At 43.3% G+C, this 26325-nt stretch carries 22 protein-coding genes; 6 read left to right on the top strand and 16 right to left on the bottom strand.

Annotated elements, in window-relative coordinates; all coding sequences use genetic code 11:
• Nucleotides 1–31: 31 nt before the first annotated feature.
• From FD725_RS20055 to sufR, 12 genes are all read right to left on the bottom strand, one after another.
• Nucleotides 32–1702, bottom strand: coding sequence for an alpha/beta hydrolase (locus tag FD725_RS20055; RefSeq protein WP_179049770.1), 1671 nt, complete (start codon nt 1700–1702; stop codon nt 32–34).
• A 29-nt stretch (nt 1703–1731) separates the two neighbouring features.
• A complete protein-coding gene (locus tag FD725_RS20050) occupies nt 1732–2559 on the bottom strand; it encodes a nickel/cobalt transporter (protein WP_256871667.1) in 828 nt (275 codons plus the stop codon).
• Nucleotides 2560–2568: 9 nt separating this feature from the next.
• Complete coding sequence (locus FD725_RS20045; protein ID WP_179049769.1) at nt 2569–3015, bottom strand: DUF6640 family protein; 447 nt, start codon at nt 3013–3015, stop codon at nt 2569–2571.
• Nucleotides 3016–3114: 99 nt separating this feature from the next.
• Complete coding sequence (locus tag FD725_RS20040) at nt 3115–3762, bottom strand: NADPH-dependent F420 reductase (protein ID WP_179049768.1); 648 nt, start codon at nt 3760–3762, stop codon at nt 3115–3117.
• Between the two features lie 99 nt (nt 3763–3861).
• The gene (locus FD725_RS20035; RefSeq protein WP_179049767.1) at nt 3862–4773 is read right to left on the bottom strand and encodes an AraC family transcriptional regulator; all 912 of its coding nucleotides are present in this window, start codon (nt 4771–4773) and stop codon (nt 3862–3864) included.
• Entirely contained in the window at nt 4754–5860 is a 1107-nt protein-coding gene (locus tag FD725_RS20030) for an alkene reductase (protein ID WP_179049766.1), read from the bottom strand. Before FD725_RS20030 ends, FD725_RS20035 begins: the two co-directional genes overlap by 20 nt.
• 224 nt (nt 5861–6084) lie before the next feature.
• Nucleotides 6085–7548, bottom strand: a complete 1464-nt coding sequence (locus tag FD725_RS20025) for a catalase (RefSeq protein WP_179049765.1) — start codon at nt 7546–7548, stop codon at nt 6085–6087.
• Between the two features lie 249 nt (nt 7549–7797).
• Entirely contained in the window at nt 7798–8358 is a 561-nt protein-coding gene (locus tag FD725_RS20020) for a DsbA family protein (RefSeq protein WP_179049764.1), read from the bottom strand.
• Between the two features lie 306 nt (nt 8359–8664).
• On the bottom strand, nt 8665–9297 hold the full coding sequence (locus FD725_RS20015; RefSeq protein ID WP_179049763.1) for a response regulator transcription factor: 633 nt from the start codon (nt 9295–9297) through the stop codon (nt 8665–8667).
• Nucleotides 9298–9300: 3 nt separating this feature from the next.
• Complete coding sequence (locus tag FD725_RS20010; protein ID WP_179049762.1) at nt 9301–12321, bottom strand: GAF domain-containing protein; 3021 nt, start codon at nt 12319–12321, stop codon at nt 9301–9303.
• A gap of 62 nt (nt 12322–12383) precedes the next feature.
• On the bottom strand, nt 12384–12644 hold the full coding sequence (locus FD725_RS20005; RefSeq protein ID WP_179049761.1) for a hypothetical protein: 261 nt from the start codon (nt 12642–12644) through the stop codon (nt 12384–12386).
• A gap of 236 nt (nt 12645–12880) precedes the next feature.
• The gene (gene sufR / locus FD725_RS20000; RefSeq protein ID WP_179049760.1) at nt 12881–13546 is read right to left on the bottom strand and encodes an iron-sulfur cluster biosynthesis transcriptional regulator SufR; all 666 of its coding nucleotides are present in this window, start codon (nt 13544–13546) and stop codon (nt 12881–12883) included.
• Between the two features lie 245 nt (nt 13547–13791).
• Between sufR and sufB the strand changes: the two genes are divergently transcribed.
• From sufB to FD725_RS19980, 4 genes are all read left to right on the top strand, one after another.
• On the top strand, nt 13792–15231 hold the full coding sequence (sufB, locus tag FD725_RS19995; protein ID WP_179049759.1) for a Fe-S cluster assembly protein SufB: 1440 nt from the start codon (nt 13792–13794) through the stop codon (nt 15229–15231).
• A 91-nt stretch (nt 15232–15322) separates the two neighbouring features.
• Entirely contained in the window at nt 15323–16111 is a 789-nt protein-coding gene (sufC, locus tag FD725_RS19990; protein WP_179049758.1) for a Fe-S cluster assembly ATPase SufC, read from the top strand.
• Nucleotides 16111–17475 carry a Fe-S cluster assembly protein SufD gene (gene sufD / locus FD725_RS19985; protein ID WP_179049757.1) on the top strand — a complete coding sequence of 455 codons (1365 nt, stop codon included), beginning with the start codon at nt 16111–16113 and terminating at the stop codon, nt 17473–17475. The genes sufC and sufD overlap by 1 nt, the downstream gene beginning before the upstream one ends.
• Before the next feature lie 31 nt (nt 17476–17506).
• A complete protein-coding gene (locus tag FD725_RS19980) occupies nt 17507–18769 on the top strand; it encodes a SufS family cysteine desulfurase (protein WP_179049756.1) in 1263 nt (420 codons plus the stop codon).
• Nucleotides 18770–18830: 61 nt separating this feature from the next.
• Here FD725_RS19980 and FD725_RS19975 read toward each other — a convergent pair whose 3' ends face one another.
• Nucleotides 18831–20771, bottom strand: coding sequence for an FAD-dependent oxidoreductase (locus tag FD725_RS19975; protein ID WP_179049755.1), 1941 nt, complete (start codon nt 20769–20771; stop codon nt 18831–18833).
• A 655-nt stretch (nt 20772–21426) separates the two neighbouring features.
• On the opposite strand from FD725_RS19975, the gene FD725_RS19970 reads away from it, so the two are divergent.
• Nucleotides 21427–21912 carry a hypothetical protein gene (locus FD725_RS19970; protein WP_179049754.1) on the top strand — a complete coding sequence of 162 codons (486 nt, stop codon included), beginning with the start codon at nt 21427–21429 and terminating at the stop codon, nt 21910–21912.
• Nucleotides 21913–22006: 94 nt separating this feature from the next.
• Here the strand turns inward: FD725_RS19970 and FD725_RS19965 are convergent, their stop codons facing one another.
• The 3 genes from FD725_RS19965 to FD725_RS19955 form a co-directional block, all read right to left on the bottom strand.
• Nucleotides 22007–22873, bottom strand: coding sequence for a hypothetical protein (locus FD725_RS19965; protein ID WP_179049753.1), 867 nt, complete (start codon nt 22871–22873; stop codon nt 22007–22009).
• A 68-nt stretch (nt 22874–22941) separates the two neighbouring features.
• A complete protein-coding gene (locus FD725_RS19960) occupies nt 22942–23532 on the bottom strand; it encodes a DUF1517 domain-containing protein (RefSeq protein ID WP_179049752.1) in 591 nt (196 codons plus the stop codon).
• Between the two features lie 62 nt (nt 23533–23594).
• Complete coding sequence (locus FD725_RS19955; protein ID WP_179049751.1) at nt 23595–25145, bottom strand: pentapeptide repeat-containing protein; 1551 nt, start codon at nt 25143–25145, stop codon at nt 23595–23597.
• Between the two features lie 106 nt (nt 25146–25251).
• Here FD725_RS19955 and FD725_RS19950 point away from each other — a divergent pair, with 106 nt between their 5' ends.
• Nucleotides 25252–26091: a prephenate/arogenate dehydrogenase gene (locus FD725_RS19950; RefSeq protein ID WP_179049750.1), complete on the top strand. Its 840-nt coding sequence runs from the start codon at nt 25252–25254 to the stop codon at nt 26089–26091.
• Nucleotides 26092–26325 lie beyond the last annotated feature (234 nt).

Below are 26325 nucleotides of genomic sequence, written 5' to 3'. Positions count from 1 at the left end.
TCTACATAAGAATTTAATTGTGTCCAACTACTTACTTATTGGCTCCTGAAGTTGGATAAATCTGATTTAACAGTTGGGTGATGGCTTCTCCACTACCAGAATTGACTACACTTAGGTTTAAAGGTGGTTGAGTGATAAATTGAGCGTAGGCAGGGGTGAGATAAGACTTGTACTCTGGGCGATCGCGCAGATGGGTTTGGAAGAAGGCTAACCCCAAGACATTCATGTATAAGTGGACGCTTTTTCTATCAGGCCCTAGTAATCCTTGTGGTACAGGAATAACTGTTTCACTGGTTGGTACGTCGGATTGTACGGAGAAATGAGTAGCATTTTCAATCACAGCTAAATATTTATCCTGACTAGGTAAATTGGTAAAAGGGCGAATTTGTTCAGGAACGGCTGGAGTAAAGATATCTTGACTTCCCGCTACCATCATCACGGGAACGGAGATTGTCTTCATGCCTTTTTCGCCTAACACAACGCTATTTAAAGGATTCATTACCATAATCGCTTTAATGCGATCGTCTTTGATGGGGTAGTTTTCCGGTTTGAGGTCGATAGCCCGACATTGGAGAAAGGTGGAGATATTCAGGGAACGATTGGGGTTACATTCTTGACGAATTTTAGCAAAATCTAAGGTTCCTCCTGCTAACGCCAGAGCCGTGTAACCGCCAAGTGAATGTCCAATCAAACCAACTTGTTGCAAGTTTAATTTATCTTTAAATCTAGAGTCAGTTTGAGAAAGACCCTGGAGTTCATCTAAGAGGTATTTGATATCTAAAGGACGGTCAATTAATTCTGTAGGTTGAGGAGGACTAGCAATCCCAGTTAAAAATTGTTTAAATTGCTGAGAATTAGCGACAGGATGATCAAGAGCCGCAACAACAAAGCCATAGGATGCTAAGTGTTGGGCTAGGTAAACAAAACTATGGCGATCTTCTGCTAAACCATGAGAAATGACAATGACTGGTGCTGGTGCTGATATTGATTGGGGTAAGTAAATATCAACATCATATTTTCGTTCTAAAACGATTTTTGAGCGTCCGTCACGAGAGCGATCGTGTAAGTTTAAGGTGATTTTTGTGATATTAAATTCGCCGGATTTGCGAATATCTGGTTTTTGGGCAAAGTCTATTGCTGGGGAATTGGCAGCTTCTTGAGTTGCTAGTTGTTGAATTTTGGCAATTACTATATCTCTTTTTTGCAGTAGCTCAGACAACTGTCCCATTGTCTCTATCGTTTCCGATAAATTCAGCCGAATACTAGGACTAGAATAATGTTTGACGATATTAATTAAAGTTAATCCTTCTGGGCTGGCTGCCGATAAGATGAGGGCAGAACGTAGAGCATAAAAACCATTTTGTCTATTTTGAGTTTGCAGTAGTTCCCCAAACCTTTGCAGCATTTTTTCACCAATAGGTGAATAGGTAAATTGTGATATAATAGTAGGAGATAGTGAAAATTTTGTGCTGAGAAACTGTCGCAGTTGAGCTAATTGTTCTGGCTTAGTCCGATTTGTATAAAACGCAAAGTCTTTAGTGATTTTGCCTTCATTGACAAATAATTCTAAATCTGATCTAGCAATATCAAAATCACCAAAAGGCGGGTAATTAAACTCAATGCGCTCTGCACTCAATGCAGGAGTAATGAAGGCAAGAGAGGAGATGACACCAAAAAAATAGGCGACAGGTTTTGTCCACATGAGGGATTTATGAGGTTGTAGGTAAATAACTAAATCACGGAAATCGCCGTCAATGCTGCACCTGCGACAATTACAGCTACAGCACCGAGCATCGATAACTTTTGGAGTAATTTGGCACTATTAGGTAAGCGATCTATCCATTGATGAGCATAGACGACAACTAACCCGATCGCTACCAATACTGAGGCCAATCCTAAGCTAAATGCACTAATCAAGATCACACCATAAGCAGTTTGATGTAGAGCGATCGCACTCAACAACAAAACTAATGCTGATGGACAAGGTACAATACCCCCGGCAATACCCAAAGCAATTAACGATTTGGTTGGTGGATGATGGTGGTGATGATGATCATGATGATCATGATGATCATGATGGTGATGATGGTGATGGGTGTGTTCGTGGGCAGAAAGACGTTGATCAAGTAGCCAAAAACCTACTCCACAAACAGTTAGACCACTAAACAAACTGAGAATCGGATAGAGTTTTTCCGGCAAGATGTATTGTGAAGCAACCAAAGCGACAAGTCCCAGGATGAACACTCCCAGAGTATGAGTAATGGTTGTGACTAATCCTAAGATCAAAGCCTGTTGCGGCGTTCCTCTTGCGCCTACAAGATAAGCTGCTACCATTGTTTTACCGTGTCCTGGTGAAAGGGCGTGTCCAGCTCCAAACAGAAAAGCAATGATTAATCCGGTAAATATCAGACTGGGTGTGGGCTGTTGATGAATCAGGATTTTGGTATAAAATTCACCATGTCCAATATGCGCCAGGGCTGGCTTCTCGATGTACAGGATCAAAGCTCCTGATAGCATTAACCAAAGGTAAGGCATCCGTTGACGATGAGATTTATACATATCAATCAGCTAGATAATTTTCGAGGATATCTGCCTACTGCTGCGATATAGCCAGTAACCAATAGCGGCTAAGATTTCATTGATAGTAGCAACGACGACATTAGGATAAATTGTGATCCCAGCAATTACTGGTAAAGGTTCATCAGGCAATGCACTTAAGCTAGTTCCCGGAACTAATAAAGTCGTAAAGAAAAATGGGGCCCAGAACAGTACAGGAACCAAAGTAGCAACAGTAACACTGACATCTGATTCTAGCGATCGCCGCCACAGCAACCACAGAGCAACTACAGATAAACTACTCAGTAACCACAACATCACCACATCATGAAATCGGGCGTGAGGAACCCAAGTGGGGTTAAAAATATGGGTGGCGTTCCAATCAACGGCAACAGAAACCACGGCTGTGTTGACAATCACAACAGACAATAGAATTCGACTCAACTTTTGTTTTGACATATAAGTACCTAAACAAAATTAATTACACATATCGTCTTCCTGTAACCTGTTTCCTCTCTTCACAAATGAATTTAATTTTGTGCGACTACTTAGGGTTTCTCAGCGTTGTAATGCCTTAAGTCCTAAATTAGGAAACAACTGACTAGTGACAGCAAACTGTACCCAAGCAGTTGCTAAAGTTTCGAGGGAACGAGCTACAATTAAATCGCCTGCCTCTACAGCTTGATAACCGCATTCTGCAATCAAACCAGCGACAATTGTTTTAGCCTCAGCATCATCACCACAATAAAAAATGCTGGGGCGATCGCTTCCAAATTTTCTAGATTCGGCAGCCACTACTTCTGCAAAGGTAATGTTAAAGGCTTCCACGACTTTTGCCTTGGGTGCAAACTGCTGAATCATCTCTGCAACAGATGTTTTTAAGTCAGTGGCAATACCAATTGTTTTGCCTGTAAAGTCTGGTTGTAAGCCACTGACACAAGTAATAATGATCTTGCCATCAAGAGAACCTGTAGACTGAAAGACTGCTGCTAAAGAAGGTAGCCAGACAGCCAACATCACGACATCACTTTGGGCAACTGCGACTTCAGGTGTTCCCACTGTGGCATTCTCACCAGCCTCAGCAGCTAGTTGACGCAGTTTGCTCTCATCTCTAGAGTAGGAAAAAATCACATGATGCCCGGCTTTCGCCCAGATTTTACCCAAGCCCCCACCCATATTTCCTGAGCCAACTATGGCAATCTTCATGCGTGATTCCTCTGTTTTCCCATGAGACTCATCGGACAAAGATTACAATGTGCTACTGGAGGAAATATAGATGTTTCTTGCTGAATTTGGCTGAAAATTTTAGATGATTCTTGTCATGGGGCTATTTTCAGCAAAATATCTGGGTGTAACTCCTGTATATTTCTTAAAGTGTTTGGTAAAGTGGCTTTGATCGGCACAACCAACCATCTGAGCGATTTCGGCAATGGTGTATTTTCCTTGTTGCAGTAGTTGTTTAGCTTTTTCCATCCGTTGTTGCAGCACATATTGATAAGGTGAAACACCCATTGAATGCTTAAACAAGCGGCAAAAATGATATTGACTGATGTCAGCAATTTTGGCTAATTCAGTTAGCTGAATTGCTTGCTCCAGATGGCTGTGGATGTAGTTTAATATCTGCTGGAGTTTATGCTTGCCCAAGCCGCCAGGACTATGCTGAATTTTTGGGGGAAACGCACAGTGTTGTCGTAGTAGGTGAATAATTAACACCTGCTTCAGAGATTCTGCATACAGTTGTCCACCTATACCACCCGTGCTTAATTCTGCTTGAAACAAACGAGCGATCGCCTCTATCTGTGGATCATTAGTATTGACTTTAGTCAGTAACTCAACATTGTTTGCCGACAATCCGCCTATTTCTGCGGCCGTTTGCGATAACAATACTGGATCAATCACAAACATCAGCGATTCATCTGTACTTTGCCATGCCCAAATACCTGGTACTTGGGCTGGGCAAATCCAAAATTCTCCTTTATTTTGATTTTTTTCGGAAACTTGCTCACCAATCTGAGTGATTTGCTGTTGATTCCCATCGCTTAACAACAGACATAGTAAATGATGTTGACATCCAGGAAATTCCAACTCATCTGGTGATGAAAGATGGCGATCAATTGTCAACCCTGGTAGTTGAATGGTGATGTGATCGTAAGTGCGTGTTTTCTGCTCCAAAGCATTCATCCCACTACTTCCCAAATCAATTAACAGTTGTTGCATCCAGGAATGGATAGTCGGTATAACCTTTCTCACCTCCACCATAAAAGGTGTGACGATCAGCTGGATTTAACGGCGTATTTAATCGCAGACGTTTTGGTAAATCTGGATTAGCCAGAAACAGGATACCAAAAGAAACTAAGTCAGCATCACCCTTGGCGATCGCTGTATTTCCTGTTTCCCGATCAAATCCGCCATTAGCAATGATAGTCCCGGCATAAAGAGAACGAAATTCAGACACGGGAATCGGCTTACCACCATGTCGGATATCTGCTGCTGATGCTGCCATCAGGTGAAGATATCCTAAGCCAAAATGGTCAAGTGTAGCGATCGCATAGCTAAATATGGCTTCTGGATCAGAGTCACGGATATCGTTAAATGTGTTGCTGGGTGAAAGCTTAATACCGACACGATTTGCCCCCCAAATGCCACACACGGCTTCCGTCACTTCTAACAGAAATCGCGCCCGATTTTCGATAGAACCACCATAGGCATCAGTTCGTTGATTAGTGCCATCTTGGAGAAACTGATCAATGAGATAGCCAAAAGCCCCGTGAATTTCCACACCATCAAATCCGGCAACTAGAGCATTCTTGGCCCCCTGACGAAATTGTTCAACTACATCTAAAATTTCCGCCAGTTCTAAAGCACGGGGGGTGACAAACGGTTGCGAACCTGTATAAGTTGTAGCATTACCAGCAGGAGCGATCGCTGAAGGTGCTACAGGTAATGCGCCATCTGGTTGTAAGGATGGGTGAGAAATGCGTCCTGTATGCCATAGTTGCAAAAAGATGCGTCCGCCTGCACTATGTACGGCATCTGTCACCAACTGCCAGCCAGCAATCTGTTCTGGAGAATGAATTCCTGGTGTGGCAGGATAACCAAAACCCTGGGGTGATATTTGTGAACCTTCCGTGACAATCAGTCCTGCTGTGGCACGTTGAGCGTAATAAGTGGCGTTGAGTGCAGTCGGAACATTACCTTCACCAGCCCGATTCCGCGTCATGGGAGCCATAACAACTCGGTTGGGCAAGTTGTAGGGGCCAAGTTGGACGGGAGAGAATAAATCTGTGCTAGTTAGTTGACTCATATAGGAAATCGATTTGATTACTGAAATAATTTGCGTAGGTAAGGAATAGGCAATAGGCAATAGGCAATAGGCAATAGGTAATAGGTAATAGGCAATAGGCAATAGGTAATAGGCAATAGGTAATAGGTAAGAAGTTCTTTAGGTAAGAAGTTCCTTGACTTCAATTAGTTGCTCTTATGAATCCCCGACTTATTGATTCTGACTCCTGACTTCTGAATTCTTCTTCATTTTGGTGATACAGAAAGACCAAGTGCTTTAGCTACGCCTTCACCGTAGGCTGGATCAGCTTGCCTAAAGTGGGCTAGTTGTCGCTTGATGATAAATGAGGGTACACCTTGCATAGCTGCGGCAATGTTGCGGAATAATCTTTGCTGTTCGTCTTGCGGTAATAAACGAAACAGGTTGCCAGCTTGACTATAATCTTCATTACCATCACGGTGGTTGTAGCGATCGCCATCACCAGAAATTTTTAGTGGTGGTTCTTGGTGTTGAGGATCGGCAACAGGTCCACCAAAGCTGTTTGGTTCGTAATTCACAGCACCTTTAGCGTTATCATCGTGGCGCATCAAACCATCCCGATGATAGGTGTGGGCTTTGGTGGCGTGGGGACAATTCACCGGCAGGCTTTCATAATTGACTCCCAAACGATAGCGATGGGCATCAGTGTAAGACAAAATCCTAGCCTGGAGCATTTTATCGGGACTGAAAGAAATTCCTGGGACTACATTAGAAGGGGCAAAGGCCGATTGTTCTAGTTCGGCAAAGTAGTTTTCTGGATTGCGGTTTAATTCTAAAATACCTACTTCAATTAGAGGATAATCTCTGTGCGGCCAGACTTTAGTCAGGTCAAAAGGATTGTAAGGAGTTTTATCGGCATCCGCTTCTGGCATAATCTGCACCAGGAAACGCCACTGGGGATAGTCACCCCTGGCGATCGCATAAAATAAATCACGTTGGGCGCTTTCTCTGTCTTCCCCGACAATTTGGCTAGCTTCGGCGTTTGTGAGATTCTCAATGCCCTGTAAGGTTTTGAAATGGAATTTTACCCAAAAACGTTCATTTGCTGCATTGATGAAACTGTAGGTATGGCTACCATAACCGTTCATGTGGCGATGTCCTTGGGGCAAACCGCGATCGCTAAACAGAATTGTCACCTGATGTAGACTCTCTGGAGAAAGTGACCAAAAATCCCACATAGCGGTGGGATTACGCAAATTTGTTTGAGGATCGCGCTTTTGAGTGTGAATAAAATCGCTGAATTTCAAAGGATCGCGGACAAAGAAGACAGGGGTATTGTTACCTACCATGTCCCAGTTACCTTCTTCCGTATAAAACTTGACGGCAAATCCCCGCACATCTCGCTCGGCATCTGCTGCACCTCGTTCACCCGCCACTGTCGAAAAACGGGCAATCACCTCGGTTTGTTTGCCAATTTGCGAGAAGAGTTTGGCTTTAGTGTATTGAGTAATATCCTCAGTGACTGTAAAAGTACCATATGCCCCTGAACCTTTAGCATGAACTACCCTTTCGGGAATTCGTTCCCGATTGAAGTGAGCCATTTTCTCGATCAGGTAAAAATCCTGCATCAGTAAAGGGCCACGTGAACCCGCAGTCAATGAATTTTGGTTATCACTGACAGGAATGCCGGCATCAGTCGTCAATATTTCCGGTTCATGTTCTTGACTCATGATCTATCCTCAAATTTTGGTGAGAGTTCTTAAGAGGGTGTTGGAAAAGTTTCAGTAGGTATAAAAATGTCATTCTTCCTGACGCTCCGCGTCAGGAAGAATCTAGGTTTTGTGGCACATACCGAGATGTTTCATTCCGCTACGCTGCATTCAACATGACAAAGAAACAGACTTTTCCAACGTCCTCTAAGATGTGTCAGTACGAATAATTTCTGGGTATGGCTAGGGTTTCTGAAACTGATAAACTCCTTAAGCCTTACAGTTGGGGAGATTTCCCGCTTTAATCAGGGCTTCTAAAAGGCTTTCCACATCGCAGTGATTTTCATAGCGATAACTGTTGATGAAAAACGCAGGTGTACTACTAACACCACTACGCACACCACATTGAAAGTTTTCAGCTACTCGATCAGCATAGATGTGATTTTTCATATCTCGCAGGAATTGGGGAATGTTGAGTCCTAATTGATGGGCGTACTCTACCAAATAACCGTTACCCAGCGTTTTTTGATACTTGAACAGAGTATCGTGCATTTGCCAAAACTTACCTTGAGCCGCAGCTATTTCCGCAGCTTCGGCAGCTTTCTGAGATTGGGGATAAATTTGCGGTTGGGGAAAATGCCGAAAGGCAAAGTATATTTGATGATCTAGTTTTTTTTGAATTTGTTGGATAATCCTGTGAGCTTCGCCACTGTGAGGGCATTGATAATTGCCATACTCAACCAATACTACAGGTGCATTCGTCGCACCTTGAGTATGATCGCGTTCAGAAATCGGTGTAATTAATCTGTTACCATCATTAGTCTGACTCATGGAAAATTACGAATTACGTAGCTTGCTTCCGCGTAGCTGTATTACGAATTACGTAGCTGGCTTCTCGTCTTTGGCGAGTATTACGAATTACGAATTGGTAATTAGATATGGCTTCACTCTATAAAATCAGCCGTATTTTGTCCCTATGCCAAGGTTGAAGTTTTCTATATGGAGAAAAGTGTGTGGTGGTTAGACTATGAGGTGAGGCGATTACCTAGACTTAAGGCTAGGTATGATCTTCAGTGTTACCCAAAATTCTTGTAGAGACGTAGCACTGCTACGTCTCTACTTTTGGCGATGGGTGTACTACTCCAGACTGACAATTCCGCGTTTCAGGGCTGTAATTACGGCTTGGATGCGATCGCTTACGCCCAATTTGCTGAGAATATTATTAACGTGATACTTCACAGTTCCCTCTGATATCTGCAATACTGCACCGATTTCTTGGTTATTCATCCCTGTGGCCATGAGGCGAATCACTTCTAATTCTCGTCCACTTAGTTGTAAAACACCGATGCGCTCGGCTAATTTGGCTCCTACTGATGCGGGAATATATTTCTTACCAGCGTTTACTAAACGAATTGCTGTCAGTAGTTCATCAGGTTCGGCATCTTTCAATAAATAACCCTTGGCTCCTGCTTTTAATCCTCGATAGATGTCTTCATCACCGTCGTAGGTAGTCAGGACGATAATTCGGGAATTGGCAAACTCACCACAGATAGCAGTAATAGCGGCGACTCCATCCATCTCCGGCATCCGTAAATCCATCAGTGTGACATCGGGTTGATGTTGACGAAATGCCACAACAGCTTCGTACCCATTACAAACCTGACCGACAACAGCCATATCCGGTTCCCTATCTATCATCGCCGCCAAACCCTGACGAACGACGGGATGATCATCAACAATCAGGATGTGGATGGGATTTTTCTGAGTCATGGCTTAGATGCGGTTGATTAAGATTGTGATTTCCGTTCCCTGTCCTGGGATACTTTGGATTGTCAAGTGTGCGCCGATGCGATCGCAACGTTCTTTGATGCCAATCAAGCCAAAACCTTTGACAATCGACAAACTATCTGGATCAAATCCCTCTCCGTTATCTTTGATTTGCATGAGCAATTGTGTCGGTTCATACACCAGTTCCAGCTTAATTTCTCTAGCAGATGCGTGTTTGATCGCGTTTGTCAAGGCTTCTTGCCCAATACGCAGCAAGTTATTCTCTATCTCCACTGATAAGGGATATACCTGACCAATGACATTACAGATTGTCTGTGTATCAATTGATGCAGACATTTGAGCCGCTAGGCGGTTCAAAGCTTTAGACAAATTGCTAGTTTCTAAAATTTGTGGACGCAAAGCATTGACAGAACGCCGTGCTTCTGATAAACCTTCACGAGCGAGATCCCGCGCCTGGGTGATGTGTGCTTGCACCTCTGCCAATTCATTAGGCACGATCCGCAGAGCCGCACCCAACTGCACAATCACACCAGTGAAAGCTTGGGCTAGGGTATCATGAATTTCTCGTGCCATGCGGTTACGTTCTTCTAAAATCGCAGCTTGACGACTATTTTCGGCTAAATGGGTTAAATGAAGTGCTAAGGTTGCTTGCTGTGCCAAGGCCATGATTAATTCGATGTTTTGCGGTAAGCTCGTCCTGGGTTCTCGGAAACACAAACCAATAAATCCCAAGGGGCGAGAACCCAAAATCAAAGGCACGCGGACAATAGAACGATGTCCTTGACGACGATGCCATCTCACTCCGTAGTCAACCTCTTGTTCGCGCCAATGATCCAAATTAAAGAAAATTGCCTCACCTCGAAAGAGGGCTGCTTTCCAGACTGACACAATACTGCCCTTAATCGGTACTCGAAATGGTTCTAGTTCGGGAGTAGTTTTGATGGGAAGCACCTGTCCTTGTCGCACATATCGTTTCATCAGCTTTGTATTGGTAGATTCATCGTAGAGAAACAAGGCTGCTGCATAGGATTTGGATTGGGCAGAGGCTTCTAGAAGAATATGTTCCCAAAATGTTTCTAAGTTGGGTTCATCTGCTAGGCGATTAACACAGCCTCGTAGTGATTCATTGGCTCTGACAAGTTCAGCAATCTGCTTTTTTGCAGCTTTTTCTTGTTCTTTGAGGATAGCGGCTTGTTTTGCTTGTTCTGCTAACTGGGTTAATTGAATTGCCAGTGTTGCTTGATGTGCTAAGGCTTGTGCCAGTTCAAATTCTTCTGGGTTCAAGGTGGCTTTTTGGGTGAATGCCAATCCCAAAAAGCCTATAGCGGTATCACCCAGCATCAGAGGGATGCACATCGCTGTCTGATGTCCTTGTTGGCGATGCCAGACTAAAGCTTGTGGCCAGTGTTCGGGATGGGCATTGTCCCAAATGGGAAATTCTAGTGGTTGTTTTGTTTGTACCAAGATTTCCCAACCCTTAGTAATATCTGCGGGAATTGGTTCTAGAAATGGTTCAATATTTTGTAGCTGATCTTTGGGTAGTACCTGATCTTTCTCTGAACCCAAATGTAAACGCAGCGTATGGGTGGTAGGATCGTAAAGGAAGAGATGCGATCGCTCGGCATTCAGTTGACGTTTGATTTCGAGGATGACGTGACTGAGAAAACTATCTAGTTCGGAGTCTGCGGCTAGGCGATCAAGGCTATTTTTGAGGGCTGTATTGGCCTTAGATAGTTCGGCAACTCGTTCTTCCGCCGTTCTGGCGCGTTCGGCAATGAGGCGTTCAACTAATTGTTTACGGTGCAAGGCAGCGCCAATGCCCTCAGCCGCAGTGGTAAGTACGTCAATCTCCTGCTGACTCCAGTGCCGGGGGGCAAGACAATCATCAAAGGTGACAGCACCGATGTAATGCCCAGCGATAAATAATGGTACACCCCCAGAAGATTTGATATCAAGGGACTCAAACTGGACTCTGATGACATCAGGGAAGTGATCAACCGTCCGCCAAATCGAACGACCTGCATACAGTTCTGTTAGCATCATCTCGACATCATCGTTGTCAATGATGGCCATCGTCGGATGATTGATTTGGGGGACAATGCCCTCAGCTACCCACTCATAGGTGACACAGTGCTGTAATTTTTGTGTGGCTGGATTTTGCTGTTCTAGAAGGAGTTGGACACGACTGATATTTGCTACTTCGCCGATCGCTTGCAAGGCAGTAGGAATTGCTACATCAATATCTGCGGTTTCTAACAGGTTTTTTGTGACTTGAGCCACGACAGACAGTAGGCGATCGCGTTGTTGCAATTCTTCATTGACTCTTGCCAGTTCGGCTGTACGTTTTTGTTCGGTTTGCTGAATCCGTTGACGCTGAATGGCGCTACCGATACAAGCGGCTACAGTTTTGAGTAAGGCTAGTTCAGCCAATCCCCGCCGCTTTTCCTCTCGACAGTCATCAAAACCAAATGCTCCCCAGCACTGACCTTCGACAAAAATCGGGACGACGTGTAATACTTTGACACCAAGAGCCGCTTGTCCACTGCGAAACGGCTCTGGCATTGCTGCTAGGGGATAGCTAATACTTTTACCCTGGCACATCTGCTCATACCACTCGGCAATTCCCCCTGTTTCATAAATGCCTTGGGACTGCTGGGGATGGCTCATTTGGGCAACAGTATGAGGTGAATTCCATTCGTATAAAATCTTCCAGCAGTGTAGGGGTGCAGATGGATGAGGAAAATTCTCAATTACAGCAACGCGATCGCAATCTAAACTTTCCCCAATCATTTTTAGTGCAGTATTCACTGCTTCATCAAAGTTTTCTATCGCCAGAAAAGCATTAGCAGCTGTTGCGGTTGCTTCTAAAATGCGATCGCCTACGATGTCATGATTTTCTCGCAATTGGTTTGGTGCTGCAACCTGTTCTTGTTCAGCACGCAGCCAAATTTGCTGTGATTCTCCTGGTTGTGTTGTGTCGGCGTTAGTACACTTAGCACCCACCACAAATCCATCCTCAATGATGCTGACTGGGCTTGAGCCACGACAATTGGCTAATTAGGGTTAATTTACCACTTTAAGTATGAAGCTTCAATTCCCTGCTCTCTCCTGATTTTGCTGTCTTTTTCAAACCAGGCAATGACTTGTTGTGATGTCAAGTCTTCAATTGCCACACCATATTCTTGAGCAATATGTCGTAAGAGTTTCAGTGAAGAAATGGTCAATCTGGTTAAAAATTTTTCTGGGGAAGACAAAAGCGCCCCATCGACTTGGGCTGATTCTTCTAAGGAGAGAAATTGGGTTGATGGTTTTTGTGATGGTAAATCCATAAATTTGGATATTAAACGTTAGTTTTGCATAATGATCTGTGGAGTTATCCGTAAATTACTTTACCAATCTGTGATTACTAATGATTTAAATTAATTATGATATGGGAATACTAGTTGATTTGTGTTGGCGTAGCCTGTACTCACACAAAAAACTCCATACCCATCCAAATTACTTCTTCCCTATCCCCTGTCACCTATCCCCTGTCCCCTGTCACCTATCCCCTGTCACCTCTCCCCTATTTGCGCGCTTGCATTAAATAACAGCAACGATGTTCGCCGTTGATTAACCATTGGGTACGCTCGACGGTACAATCTGGTAAGACGGCGGCAAACATTTCTAATTCATGACCGCAAATGCTGGGGAAGGACTCAGCTACATTGGCAATAGCACAGTTATGCTCCATAAAGATAAACCGTTCTGCCTCGGTGGAGTCGGGATCTACAGGGTGATATTCTGCCATGAAACCTTCCGATTTTCGCAGTTTTACTAGATTGGCTACCCGTTCTTGGAGTGAACCGTTGCCGAGGCGATCGCGGTATTCTTGAGCTTTGCGCTCCCACTGTTTTTGTAAAATAGATGTAAATTGATCGTGTCCCACGGTTTCGGCTAAAGTGTCTAGTAGGGAAACAGCAAAATCACCGTGGCGATCGCTGGCTGTATTCTGTAGGCGATGCCGTCCTTGGCGACTTAATTGATAGACGTGCTGTGGTCGCCCCATCCCCCCTTGCACAGTATTGTTATATACCACAAATTCCTCCGCCTCCAAATCCTTAAGATGGCGGCGGATGGCTTGGGGACTGACTTCTAAAATAGTAGCTAGGTCAAAGGCTGTTGCCTGTGAATGTTTTAAGAGATACTCTAAAATCTCTTGCTTAGTCGAGGACTGCTGGGTAGTCGCCATCTTCTCTACGAAACGCTCCGCGAAAGTCCAAAAAAATTTTTGAGAAAATTTGACTTTGACAACATTGTTGTTGTTAATCTAGCGTAAAATGAAGATACATTAAACAACTTCTATGTTGTTTTACTCTCCATAACCATTCTAACAGCCGTGTCACCACTCAGTAATACGAGATGAGAATCGGCTAGACAAAGAGCCTGTCTCCCATCCTAAAGAGATTCAGCACCGAACACGAGAGAACACTACCGATGAGTGCCACTGTTAAAACCCTAGTCAACCAACCCTACAAGTACGGCTTTGTCACCGATATTGAAGCCGACACTATCCCGCGTGGACTAAGTGAGGACGTTGTCCGCCTAATCTCCGCCAAAAAGAACGAACCGGAGTTTATGCTAGAATTTCGCCTCAGAGCTTACCGCCAGTGGCAAAAAATGACGGAACCAACCTGGCCTAGCGTTAAGTATCCGCCGATAGACTACCAGGATATCATCTATTATTCAGCACCAAAACAAAAAAAAGCCAAGCTCAACAGCTTAGATGAAGTTGATCCCACCCTCCTAGAAACTTTTGAGAAGTTGGGTATCTCTCTATCAGAGCAAAAACGTCTAGCCAATGTGGCAGTAGATGCGATTTTCGATAGCGTTTCTGTCGCTACTACTTTTAAAGAGAAGCTAGCTCAAGATGGTGTGATTTTCTGCTCGATTTCGGAAGCACTACAAGAACATCCTGAACTCGTCAAGAAATATCTGGGTAGTGTTGTACCCATTGCTGATAACTATTTTGCTGCCCTCAACGCGGCTGTATTTAGTGACGGTTCCTTTGTCTACATTCCCAAAGGGGTGAAATGTCCGATGGAACTGTCTACCTACTTCCGCATCAACTCTGGTGATACGGGACAGTTTGAGCGTACTTTGATTGTGGCTGAGGAAGGTAGCTACGTTTCTTATCTGGAAGGTTGCACCGCGCCGATGTACGATAGCAACCAACTCCACGCGGCGGTGGTGGAACTTGTTGCCCTTGACAATGCTGAGATTAAATACTCCACAGTCCAGAACTGGTATGCTGGCGATGTTAACGGCAAAGGTGGGATTTACAACTTCGTTACCAAGCGCGGTTTGTGTCAAGGTGTCAATTCTAAAATTTCCTGGACACAAGTAGAAACTGGTTCCGCTATTACTTGGAAGTATCCCAGTTGCGTGTTGGTGGGTGATAACTCTGTTGGGGAATTTTACTCGGTGGCGCTGACAAATAATATGCAGCAAGCTGACACCGGCACGAAAATGATTCATATCGGCAAGAACACCCGCAGCACAATTATTTCTAAAGGTATCTCCGCAGGTAAATCTAGTAATAGTTACCGGGGTTTGGTGAAAATCAATCCCAAGGCTGAAGGCGCACGTAACTATTCTCAATGTGACTCGATGTTAATTGGGGACAATGCCCACGCTAACACTTTCCCCTATATTCAAGTGCAGAATAACACAGGGAAGGTAGAACATGAAGCGTCTACTTCTAAAATTGGGGAAGATCAGTTATTTTACTTTGCTCAACGGGGCATTTCTTCTGAAGACGCTATTTCGATGATGATTAGTGGCTTTTGTAAGGATGTCTTTAATCAGCTACCGATGGAGTTTGCGGTGGAGGCTGATAAGTTGTTGAGTTTGAAGTTGGAAGGTAGTGTGGGTTAACTTCTGTGGGAAATTTTTTCAACGCAGAGGGGCGCGGAGGTACGCGCAGAGGTACGCAGAGAAGAGAGAGAAGAGAGAGAAGAGAGAGAACATGATTATTGAAAATAGTCCGGTTGTGTTGTCAGTGAAAAATCTGACGGCGGAAGTTGATGGTACGCCAATTCTCAAGGGTGTGAATCTTGAGGTGCGCTACGGTGAAGTTCATGCGATTATGGGGCCGAATGGTTCTGGGAAGAGTACGTTCTCTAAGGTGTTGGCGGGACATCCGGCTTATAGGGTGACTGGTGGTGAGGTGATTTTCCAGGGTGAGGATTTGTTGGCGTTGTCACCAGAGGAACGGGCTAGAACTGGTGTGTTTTTGGCGTTTCAATATCCTTTAGAAATTCCTGGTGTGAGTAATTTGGATTTTTTGCGGGTGGCTTATAATTCTCGTCGCAAAGCGCAAGGTTTGGAAGAAATTGACGCTTTTGATTTTGATGATTTGATTGAGGAAAGGTTGGAAGTGGTGAAGATGAACGCTGCTTTCCTCAACCGGAGTGTGAATGAAGGGTTCTCTGGTGGTGAGAAGAAGCGCAACGAGATTTTGCAAATGGCACTGCTGGAACCGAAGTTGGCAATTTTGGATGAGACAGATTCTGGTTTAGATATTGATGCCCTGAAGATTGTAGCTCATGGGGTGAATCAACTGACTAGTTCTGAGAATGCCACGATTATGATTACTCACTACCAACGGTTACTTGATTATATTATCCCCGACTTTGTTCATGTGATGGCACGGGGGCAAATCATTACTAGTGGTGGTAAGGAATTGGCACTAGAGTTGGAATCTCGCGGTTATGACTGGCTGTTAGAAGATGCGGCGCTTGAGGTGGGTGTGTAATGACGATGCAAGTTTCTCCTAGTGCAGTTCCTAACTCGGATGCGGTGAGTTTGACTTCAGCTTTGTTAGATAGGGATGCTGATTTAGTTGGGTTGTTAAATCAGGTAAGCACACCAGTAACAGAAGGGTGGTTGCAGGAAATCCGCAATAGTGCAGCTAATTGGGTGCGTCATTCCACTATCCCTAGCACCCGTGAGGAAGAATGGCGATTTACCGATTTATCACAATTGCGGCGTGTGGAATTTCATCGTCCGGTGGAAACGTGGCGTGATGGTGTGGAAACGTTGGGTGATGGTGTGGAAACGTCGGTACGGTTGGTGTTTGTCAATGGTGTTTATGCACCGACATTATCCACAACCTCCGATTTACCTGCGGGTGTAATTGTCGGTAATTTACTAGATTTACCCATCACAGAACAAGAGCGTGTACAAAAATATCTAGCACAATCTGAGGGCGCACTAGAGGTATTTACCGCACTCAATACGGCGGGAATATCTGATGTGGCTGTGGTGTTGGTGGCGAAGAATGTCGTTGTGGAAACGCCAATACATTTATTATTTATCTCCCTTGCTAGTGACACCGCGACCATTTCCCAACCCCGATGTTTAGTGGTGGCTGAAGGTGGTTCCCAAGTGAGTTTGGTTGAGGAATATGTCACCCCGGATGAAGCAGGGGTTTACCTCACCAACGCAGTTACGGAAATTGCGATCGCTGACAATGCCCAAGTGATGCACACTAGAGTTGAGAGGGAAAGTACACAGGCTTTCCACATTGGCAAAACTGCGGTGACGCAAGCACGTTACAGTCGCTATACTTGTCACGCCATTAGTTTAGGTGGGAAGTTATCACGCCATAATTTAGAAATTTTGCAAACTGGTGAGCAAACAGAAACCATACTCAATGGTTTGACGATGGTTGCTGATCAGCAAGTGGCTGATACTCATAGTGCGATCGCTCTCAATCATCCCTATGGTACAACTAAGCAATTGCATAAATGTATTGTCGGCGATCGCGCTCATGCTATCTTCAATGGTAAAGTCTTTGTACCCAAACCAGCCCAGTTAACAGATGCAGCCCAGTTAAACCGTAACTTGCTGCTATCATCTAAAGCCAGAGTTGACACCAAACCCCAATTAGAAATTACCGCCGATAACGTCAAATGCGCTCACGGTGCAACCGTTAGCCAATTAGAAGACGATGAAATATTCTATCTCCAAAGTCGCGGCATCGATGCCAACGACGCAAGAAAATTATTAGTTAACGCCTTCGCCGCCGAAATCATCAACCAAATCCCCATATCCTCATTACGAGAAATATTACTCAACACCGTCACCACTTTTAAAGCCCTGACCAATGACCAATGACCAATGACCAATGACCAATGACCAATGACCAATGACTTATACACCCACAAAAACCCTAGCAGATAAAGTCCGCGCCGACTTCCCCATATTGCATCAGGAAGTCAACGGCAAAACCTTAGTTTACCTAGATAACGCGGCAACATCCCAAAAACCCTTGTTCGTGTTAAATGCTCTCAGAGATTATTACGAACAATATAACGCTAACGTCCATCGGGGCGCGCATACCCTAAGTGCTAAAGCTACCGATGCCTATGAAGGCGCACGGGATAAAATTGCCAAATTTATCAACGCCGCCTCCCGCCAAGAAATTGTTTACACCCGCAACGCCAGCGAAGCCATTAACCTCGTCGCTTACAGTTGGGGAATGAACAATTTACAACCAGGTGATGAAATTATTCTGTCGGTGATGGAACACCACAGTAATATTGTTCCCTGGCAATTTGTCGCTCAAAAAACAGGTGCAGTCCTCAAATTTGTTGAATTGACACCAGCACAAACCTTTGATTTAGAACAGTTTAAACAACTGATTTCTGACAAAACAAAACTGGTGTCAGTGGTTCATGTTTCTAATACATTGGGTTGTATTAACCCAGTGCAAGAGATTGCTGAGATTACTCACAGATACGGCGCGAAATTCTTAGTTGATGCTTGTCAAAGTGTTCCTCATATGCCTGTCGATGTACAGCAAATTGGCTGTGATTGGTTGGTAGCTTCTGGACATAAAATGTGCGCTCCTACAGGCATAGGTTTCTTGTATGGTAAGTTAGCATTACTAGAAGCAATGCCGCCATTTTTTGGTGGTGGGGAAATGATTGCCGAGGTGTATTTAGATCATTCTACCTATGCCGAATTACCCCATAAATTTGAAGCGGGAACACCTGCCATTGGGGAAGCGATCGCCCTCGGTGCAGCGATCGATTATCTTACTAATATCGGTATGGATAAAATTCATGCCTACGAAGCCGAATTAACAGCTTATTTGTTCCACCAATTAGAGCAAATTCCCCAAATTACGATCTACGGCCCCAAACCAAATGCCGAAGGAGAAGGTAGAGCCGCTTTAGCTGCATTCACCGCCGCCGATGTCCACGCTAACGACTTATCTACATTATTAGATCAAGAAGGTGTAGCCATCCGTTCGGGACATCACTGTACTCAACCATTACATCGTTATTTAGGTTTAGCTGGAACTGCTAGAGCTAGTCTATCCTTCTACAACACCCGCGAGGAAATTGATATTTTCATCAAAGCACTCAAGGAAACCTTAGACTTTTTTGCGGGGATATTTGGTTAAGAGTAGCTAGCAACATCTTTGAGGATGGAACTGGCGAATACTATCTATTCGCCCATCCTACTTAAATTTGCAACAACCCCTCTGGATTCACCGAGAAAAGCGATCGCCTCTGCAAACCTTCGCGGTGTAAAATCTCATTGGCTGCTAACAAACCACTACTCACAGCCCGCTCCATTAAACCGCAAGGGAAAGGCATTTTCACCCAGTCACCAGCAAATAATAAATTAGCAATGTTGGTGCTAGTTTCGGGACGTTCCCCATAACTATGAGGTGGATAACCAGAAAAGTTATGCTGATTCACCAATTCTCGATGCAATAGCTGTGCTGATTTTAACTCAGGAACTATCTCATAGAGTTCATTCTCAAAGGTTGTTAACAACGCTGCTTGGGTGGGAAATTCCTTTTCTTTGTAACAATAAGCGTGTAACTCAACGACACTACCACCAGTCCGTTGTGACCAATCAATAAATTGTTGTTGAATGCGATGATAAAGGGTGATACTGTCAGTTAATTGGTAGCCAGATAAAGAGGTGAAATTGCTTTGCTCCCAGGCAAAATCTCTGTCAAACCAGAAACGACACACTGCAAAAGGATCGGCAATACTAAGTTTTGTAACTTGCGATCGCACAGTTTGATCTACATCACCACTAATATGTTTAAATAATTGTTGTACCCCAGGAACATCGGTAGCAAAAACATAATAATCGGCAGTAATAGTCTGGGCTAAATTAGCATGATTACTTTTAGCTACCAACTGCAACTCATCATCCTGCTTCTGGACAACTTTTAACTTCTGTAAATCACGGTTAGCTGGCCCCTTCAACACTTTCCCATCAGCCGTAAATACAGCTCCATGACAAGGACAATGATATTGACCATCCTCTGCTTTTTTCACAGTACAACCTTGATGGGTACAAGTAAGAGCAATTGCTTCTTTACTACCAACAGGTAAAGCAAATACTTCATCGGCTGCACCAAAATACTCTGTATTTTCCTCAGCCATCACTGAGTTGCGTTGCACCCAAAAAGGCACATTTTCGCTATTACAACCAACATAATATTTTAACCCTTGAATTTTCCCCTCTGCTGCTGTAATTTCGCTGACTGTGACATCAGTAATAATTTTGCCACCACGATTTTGAATTGATTGAGCGACAGGTTGAACTAAACTTGTCCCCATATCATCTTTAGTACCATTAAAAGCTAGTCCTTCTGGGTTACCAAAAAAATAAAAATGGAAGAACTGCATCAATTCCCCCACACTCATTTCATCTGGTGCATTCAAACTAGATTTAGCAAAAGGGAGAAAATATAAGTCATACAAACCTTGAGGAAATTCTGTTTCTACCCAGTCAGCAACAGATATATTATCAAAGCGTTGATAATTCTTTTCTCGCTGAAAACCAGTGATGGCTTGGAAGACTTGCAAGTGTTTAATTTTAGTTAAATTAATTCCCCAATGGAAGCGGTTAGGGGAGGCGATCGCTAAGTCTACAATATTCCAAGGAAAGGCTGAATGACTAGGGCGAAAAACCTCCGGTTGGTATTTGTCACCCCGGTAAAGCACCGAATAAAAATTTAACGATTGAAAATTATCATTTACACCCAGTTCGGCCACGATACTTTTCAAATTATAGTATTGGGGAAAAAAACCATGAAAACCATGTTCCATCATGAAAGTTTCGCCAACAGCTGCTATTTGCCAACTAGCAATTTTGCCGCCGAGTTGGGGAGATTTTTCTAACAGTGTCACAGCAAATCCCCGTTGACTCAATTCATACGCACAAGCCAAACCTGCTAAACCACCGCCAATCACCACAACACTTTTTGCTTGATTCAGTAATCGTGGTAAATTTAAGGTATCTTTTTGAAATACCGTTGGTTTGGGCTTGCTAAACCGAGAGTATCCTGTTACTCCTGCAATTGCACCAATCCCAAAGACTTTTAGCAGCGTGCGACGAGAAATATTAGATGACTCTGGTAAATTAGATAGTAAACTCATACGACAAAATTAACTCTTCACAATCAAATACTGAGGTGAAATGATGGTTATTAGGACTTACGCACCTAACACAAAAATCCTGACAAGGATTTTTCACAGTCAATAGCCTCAAGTTAAAAAACTTGATTTTGGACTGTTGACCGAAAATATGGACGATATGTGCCACTACGTAAGTGCTAATTATAAGTGAGTAGATTTTGGGAGGATTTTCACCTGTTTCTGTAAATACCAAACGGAATTATTTTTGCAGAAACAGAAAAATTGTCAATGGTCTAGCGTTAAATGTGTAATAAATGATATTTGTCGCAAATTTATTTATACTTTGAGCAATTTTTTTATATGGCAATTTTCACTGATTTGTGTTAATAAAAATTGGAAAATTCCCGATTTTTAAAAATCGGAGAGCTGATTGATCATACATATCAACTATTGCTGTTCAAATATATGACTAGTATTTGATTATTGTTGGCGTAGCCTATGCTTACACAAAAAACTCAGTACAAGTCGATGAACTTCTTAGCTATTGCCTATTGCCTATTCCCTATTCCCTACCTACGCAAATGATTTTAGTAATCATATCGGATTCCTATACTAGGCACTTTTATCAAGTTAGCAAAGTCAATTTAGTTTATAGTCATGTGACAAAATTAAATTAATGAAAACTTTAGGTAAATTTATTAACATTGGCGCAACCTTAAGTCCATTGCTGATTGTAGGAGCGATCGCCACCACAGCACAAGCCCAATCAACACCTCTGTCTGAACCCAATGTCAAGCTGAATGTGCAACGTACCAGTGGTAATTGTCCAGCAACAGTTGGTTTGTGGTGGTTGACTTTACCCTACGAAGGCGGTGCAGAACATACAGTAGTCGCCGATACCAGAGCTTTTGCCGATACAGTCAAGTTAATTCCATCTCAGAATAAGCGGTTTGTCGAATTTGTTGCGCCTTTGCGTAGTGACTATGCTTCTTGTACTGGTCAAACCAAAGGGCAAGAATACAACTTTTATCATGTAGAGTTTAAAAATAAACAAGCCCACTTTCGGGTAGATTTACGCAAAATCAACGCTCCCGATCGCCTAATTACTTACAAAACTATAGCAGGTTCTCGTCCTTATGTGCGGTGGGCGATCGCCGATTAAGGGACTTCCAACTAAAAAATATGCTATCGCTTTGGTGAGCAGGGGTGTGAACAGTAAAAGTTTATTAACTGGTAACTGTTCACACCCCTTTCATTTAACGCCGTCTACTACCAAAACCAGTGCTACGACGACCAGTAGAACGACCACTACCAAAACTACTACCGCTAGGACTGCGTCTAGTTGTGCTAGAATTACCAGATGGTCTGAGGTTACTACCACCAAAACCAGAACCAGAAGGACGGTTAGTGGTGCGTGTCCGGACTGGAGAATTACCAGCTGATCTTCTAATAGTCCCTGTACTGCGGAAAGCAGTACGATTTCTCACGGCGGCGGGAGGTGCATTATAACGACTGCGATAGCTAGAAACTGCTTGATCATAACTGCTACCATAGCCACCGAAGCCACTCAAACCAATTCCCGGTTGATAGACAGGTGGTACATAGTACTGGGGTCTAAATAATAAGCTACCAAGTGCCTGACCCGCAATCCCACCAGCCACAGAAGCAGCGAAAGGTGTCCAGAAGTTGCTTTCCTGACGAACTACCACCGTTTCTTGTCGTCCTGTTTGGGGATTAGTTCTGTTTTCCGTCACGTTATGGACATATTCAATTTTAAAATCTTCTGTCAGGTACAGCACTGGTTGTCCATTGTCTACCTTTAGATAAGATTTTTTACCTTCTTTGATTTCCTCATCCGTCAGCCTAGCCATTTGTAAATTTTCGGTAGTAAAAGTTGGCGGCTGACTGTTGAGTAGAAATAACGTGTATTCCCCATTAGCATCATCATAAGTGGCCTGCTGTACTTGATACTGACCATCATTGAGTTTGGTAGTCGCAGAGGTTTCGCTCACATTCCTATTTGCGGAATTAGTTTGCTCACCTCCGCCACAGCCAAAAGTTGTGACGCACAAACTCAAGGCGAGGACAATCACTGTAAACTTACGTAGTATTGACATGATCATGGCACTATATTCTTATTTTCGAGCTTAACAGTTCTCTTGTGGGTGATAAGTACGGACAACCCTACAAGTTACAAAGGTATCAATTCTGGATAATATTGCAAGAGCTGATCATTTGTCAGTTCATCTCCTAACCTTGCCGGTGAGAAATGCACTTGCACAGCCCTCAGCTTGTGATTGTAATGTAAACTAATTAAGGCTCTTAACCCGCCTTTCAATTCTTGAATATTTGCCAAATCAGTTTCTAAATCTGGAACTTCCCCTTCATAGGCGACGGTAATCATCACCACAATGTTACGTGTTGTAGGTAGAGAAAGAGGCTGATTGACATCCGCAGGATCTAACTCCAAATCAGCACCATATCTTTCGGCGGAATCATTAAATAAAGTGTTAACATAATCTCCTGCTTCGCCTTCACTCCAAAACACATCACCTTCATTAGCAGCAGAGAGCCAATATTCATCATAGCGCAGCAGAGTTTCACAAAGTTCTACCAAACCTTCCCCTAAAACTTGCAAGTCCCCTTCTACATCGATCGCCTCTCTGGCTACCCGATTTAATTCTCCCAAAATGGGGGAAATTTCTGATCCAGCTAAATGGATAAATAACCGACAGACTACATAACGAGTCCGACCAATCATTTTGTTAAAGGTATCTCGCATTTTTGCCTCCGAGCAGTTTATCACTACAACTCTGAATATGATGCTACTAAATTACGTGTCGATTATTCATCTAGATAATGGAAACTGTTGATAAAATCTATAGTTGTATTTAATGGAGATAATAAGGAAGTAGCAGATTCACTAGATATATTAGCTAAAACTTTTACATCTTTCTGGGCAGAATTAATAAATTGTTTACCAAATCTGGGGTTATGATAAACAGTCAAAACCTGAGCGCTGGAATTGGTTAGGATTGTTTGAGTGGGAGCTTGGAAAAAATTGATTTTTGCTGCTAACTCCAAAGTTTTTTTAGTTTGTCTAATTTTTTGTGCCTGATTTATAGCTTGCTCTATTAATATAGTTAATTGCTTCATCCGATGGGGTGTTTTGCTCTCCCACTGAGATAGATTTTCTAAAACCGTTAGTAGATTTTTTTGTGTATTTCCGGCATCTATAAAAGGGAGAATAGCGATAAAAGCTGTAGGAAATAAAGCCGCATCGTTATCTAAGCGAAATGTGAATACAGTCCGCCGCCGACTGATTTCCACACTAGGAGGTTGTTTGAGTAATGGGTATTCTTGAGCAATGTTGTAGTAAGCACCTGCTAAGGCAAAATTAGCTTCTGATTCTAAAGCAGTATCAACAATAATGCAGATAGTTGGCGGTGTTTCATTAAAAAAGTCTTGCGATTCTTGAGCATTAAACTTTTGAATGATTGAGCGATCGCCTGTAGGGCTTAAATCCACCCATTCGCATTTTAAACCCCCAGTTTTTAAACCAAACCGCGAGGTAGAATAAAGTCTCGCTCCGGTTAAAGTAGCACTAGTTAAATCAGCACCTATCCATTCAGCTTTAATTAACTTAGCCTGCATTAAATTCGCATGAACAAAGCTAGCATTAGTTAAATTTGCATTACTCAAATCTGCACCAATTAAACTAGCTCCACTCAATTTGGCTCCACTTAAATCTGCCCAACTCAGATTTGCTCCATTCAAATCTGCCCAACGTAGGTTTGCACCACTCAAATCTGCGCCACTGAGATGAGCATGACGGAGATTTGCTTGCTTGAGTTCAGCATCCCGCAAATTGGCATTACTTAAGTCAGCACGACTCAAATCAGCACTGTTGAGATTCGACATTTCTAAGTTAGCGCCTACCAGAGAAGCACCTTTTAAAATTACTCCCCCTAAATTGGCTTGTCGCAGATTAGCTTGGCGGAGTGTCGCCTCCCGTAAGTCAGCACTGTTAAGATTAGCTTGGCTAAAATCAGCCAGACTCAGTTCAGCCCGGACTAACTCAGCACGTACTAATGAAGCTGCTCGTAATTGAGCGCGACTCAGGTCAGCACGAATTAAATTAGCCACATTCAAGCTAGCATGATTGAGAATCGCATTAGTTAAATTTGCACCACTCAGTCTAGAAACATTGAGTTTGGCATAACTCAAATCAACCTCACTCAAGTTTGCCCCACTCAAGTTAACTATACTCAAATTTGCTTGACTTAGATTTGCCCCACTAAGTTTGATTCCACTCAAGTTTGCTTCCGACAGGTCAACACCACTAAAGTTTCTCACTCCTGCCGTATATTTTTCTAACAATTCCTCGACATTCATAAATGCTAACCCTGAATAATAATTGATTTAGTAGTGAGTGGTGAGTGCTGAATTTGTGCCTAATAAATTGAGAAAATAAGTAACAGATAAACTCACAAAATTAAAAATGCAGATAGGGATTTTAGGATTGGGGTTGATTGGTGGTTCATTGGGTTATGATTTGCGATCGCAAGGTCATCATGTTTTGGGAGTTAGCCGCAAGCAATCTACCTGTGAGACAGCAGTCGCTTTAGGTAGTGTTGATGAAGCATCTGTAGACATGAGCCTGTTAGCAACCACTGAGATTGTATTTATTTGTACACCCATCGGACTTATTATTCCCCAAGCAGAGCAGTTGATTAAGCATCTAGCAAAAGCGACAATCATCACTGATGTGGGTTCAGTGAAAGCTCCGATAGTCGAAGCAATTTCGCCCCTGTGGGAAAACTTTGTCGGTGGACATCCGATGGCGGGAACTACAGATAGTGGTATAGAAGCTGCTCAGAAAAACTTATTTGTAGATAGACCGTATGTATTAACACCAGAACCCACCACACCCCCAACAGCGATCGCCATTGTGGAAGAAATTGTGCGATCGCTAGGTGCTAAAATTTACCATTGTCAGCCCACACAACATGACCAGGCTGTCAGTTGGATTTCCCACTTACCAGTCATGGTTAGTTCCTCATTAATTGCTGCGTGCATCAGTGAACCCGACCCAGAAGTCCTACAACTAGCCCAAAATCTAGCCAGTTCTGGCTTTCGTGATACCAGTCGTGTCGGTGGTGGTAATCCTGAGTTAGGTCTGATGATGGCACAATATAATCGTCAAGCATTGCTAGGATCATTACAACAATATCGCCACCATCTTGATGAATTAATTAACCTAATTGACCAAGCAGATTGGGCAACTTTAGCCACCAAGTTACAAACAACCCAACAAGCACGCCCCGATTTTGTCGAGTAACTTTGTCAACTGATAACTATAGGAATCCGGCTTGATTATTGAACAGACTTGTTTAGGTAGGTAACAGGCGACAGGTAACAGGTGACAGAAAAGAAGGAAATTAGAGGTGTACTGACTTTTTTTGTGTAAGTACAGGCTACGCCAACAGAAATCAAATATGATTCCTATATATTCATTTTCTAGAACCCTATTACCCATTACCCATTACCCATTACCCATTACCCATTACCTATC

The sequence above is a fragment of the Nostoc sp. TCL26-01 genome (assembly GCF_013393945.1).
Taxonomy (GTDB): domain Bacteria; phylum Cyanobacteriota; class Cyanobacteriia; order Cyanobacteriales; family Nostocaceae; genus Trichormus.
This window is presented reverse-complemented; position numbering and strand designations above follow the sequence as displayed.

Bases quoted from the DNA above. Each gene is read 5' to 3' on its own strand.
- FD725_RS20055 (WP_179049770.1), bottom strand. From the start codon at position 1,702: ATGTGGACAAAACCTGTCGCCTATTTTTTTGGTGTCATCTCCTCTCTT.
- FD725_RS20050 (WP_256871667.1), bottom strand. From the start codon at position 2,559: ATGTATAAATCTCATCGTCAACGGATGCCTTACCTTTGGTTAATGCTA.
- FD725_RS20045 (WP_179049769.1), bottom strand. From the start codon at position 3,015: ATGTCAAAACAAAAGTTGAGTCGAATTCTATTGTCTGTTGTGATTGTC.
- FD725_RS20040 (WP_179049768.1), bottom strand. From the start codon at position 3,762: ATGAAGATTGCCATAGTTGGCTCAGGAAATATGGGTGGGGGCTTGGGT.
- FD725_RS20035 (WP_179049767.1), bottom strand. From the start codon at position 4,773: ATGCAACAACTGTTAATTGATTTGGGAAGTAGTGGGATGAATGCTTTG.
- FD725_RS20030 (WP_179049766.1), bottom strand. From the start codon at position 5,860: ATGAGTCAACTAACTAGCACAGATTTATTCTCTCCCGTCCAACTTGGC.
- FD725_RS20025 (WP_179049765.1), bottom strand. From the start codon at position 7,548: ATGAGTCAAGAACATGAACCGGAAATATTGACGACTGATGCCGGCATT.
- FD725_RS20020 (WP_179049764.1), bottom strand. From the start codon at position 8,358: ATGAGTCAGACTAATGATGGTAACAGATTAATTACACCGATTTCTGAA.
- FD725_RS20015 (WP_179049763.1), bottom strand. From the start codon at position 9,297: ATGACTCAGAAAAATCCCATCCACATCCTGATTGTTGATGATCATCCC.
- FD725_RS20005 (WP_179049761.1), bottom strand. From the start codon at position 12,644: ATGGATTTACCATCACAAAAACCATCAACCCAATTTCTCTCCTTAGAA.
- sufR (WP_179049760.1), bottom strand. From the start codon at position 13,546: ATGGCGACTACCCAGCAGTCCTCGACTAAGCAAGAGATTTTAGAGTAT.
- sufB (WP_179049759.1), top strand. From the start codon at position 13,792: ATGAGTGCCACTGTTAAAACCCTAGTCAACCAACCCTACAAGTACGGC.
- sufC (WP_179049758.1), top strand. From the start codon at position 15,323: ATGATTATTGAAAATAGTCCGGTTGTGTTGTCAGTGAAAAATCTGACG.
- sufD (WP_179049757.1), top strand. From the start codon at position 16,111: ATGACGATGCAAGTTTCTCCTAGTGCAGTTCCTAACTCGGATGCGGTG.
- FD725_RS19980 (WP_179049756.1), top strand. From the start codon at position 17,507: ATGACTTATACACCCACAAAAACCCTAGCAGATAAAGTCCGCGCCGAC.
- FD725_RS19975 (WP_179049755.1), bottom strand. From the start codon at position 20,771: ATGAGTTTACTATCTAATTTACCAGAGTCATCTAATATTTCTCGTCGC.
- FD725_RS19970 (WP_179049754.1), top strand. From the start codon at position 21,427: ATGAAAACTTTAGGTAAATTTATTAACATTGGCGCAACCTTAAGTCCA.
- FD725_RS19965 (WP_179049753.1), bottom strand. From the start codon at position 22,873: ATGATCATGTCAATACTACGTAAGTTTACAGTGATTGTCCTCGCCTTG.
- FD725_RS19960 (WP_179049752.1), bottom strand. From the start codon at position 23,532: ATGCGAGATACCTTTAACAAAATGATTGGTCGGACTCGTTATGTAGTC.
- FD725_RS19955 (WP_179049751.1), bottom strand. From the start codon at position 25,145: ATGAATGTCGAGGAATTGTTAGAAAAATATACGGCAGGAGTGAGAAAC.
- FD725_RS19950 (WP_179049750.1), top strand. From the start codon at position 25,252: ATGCAGATAGGGATTTTAGGATTGGGGTTGATTGGTGGTTCATTGGGT.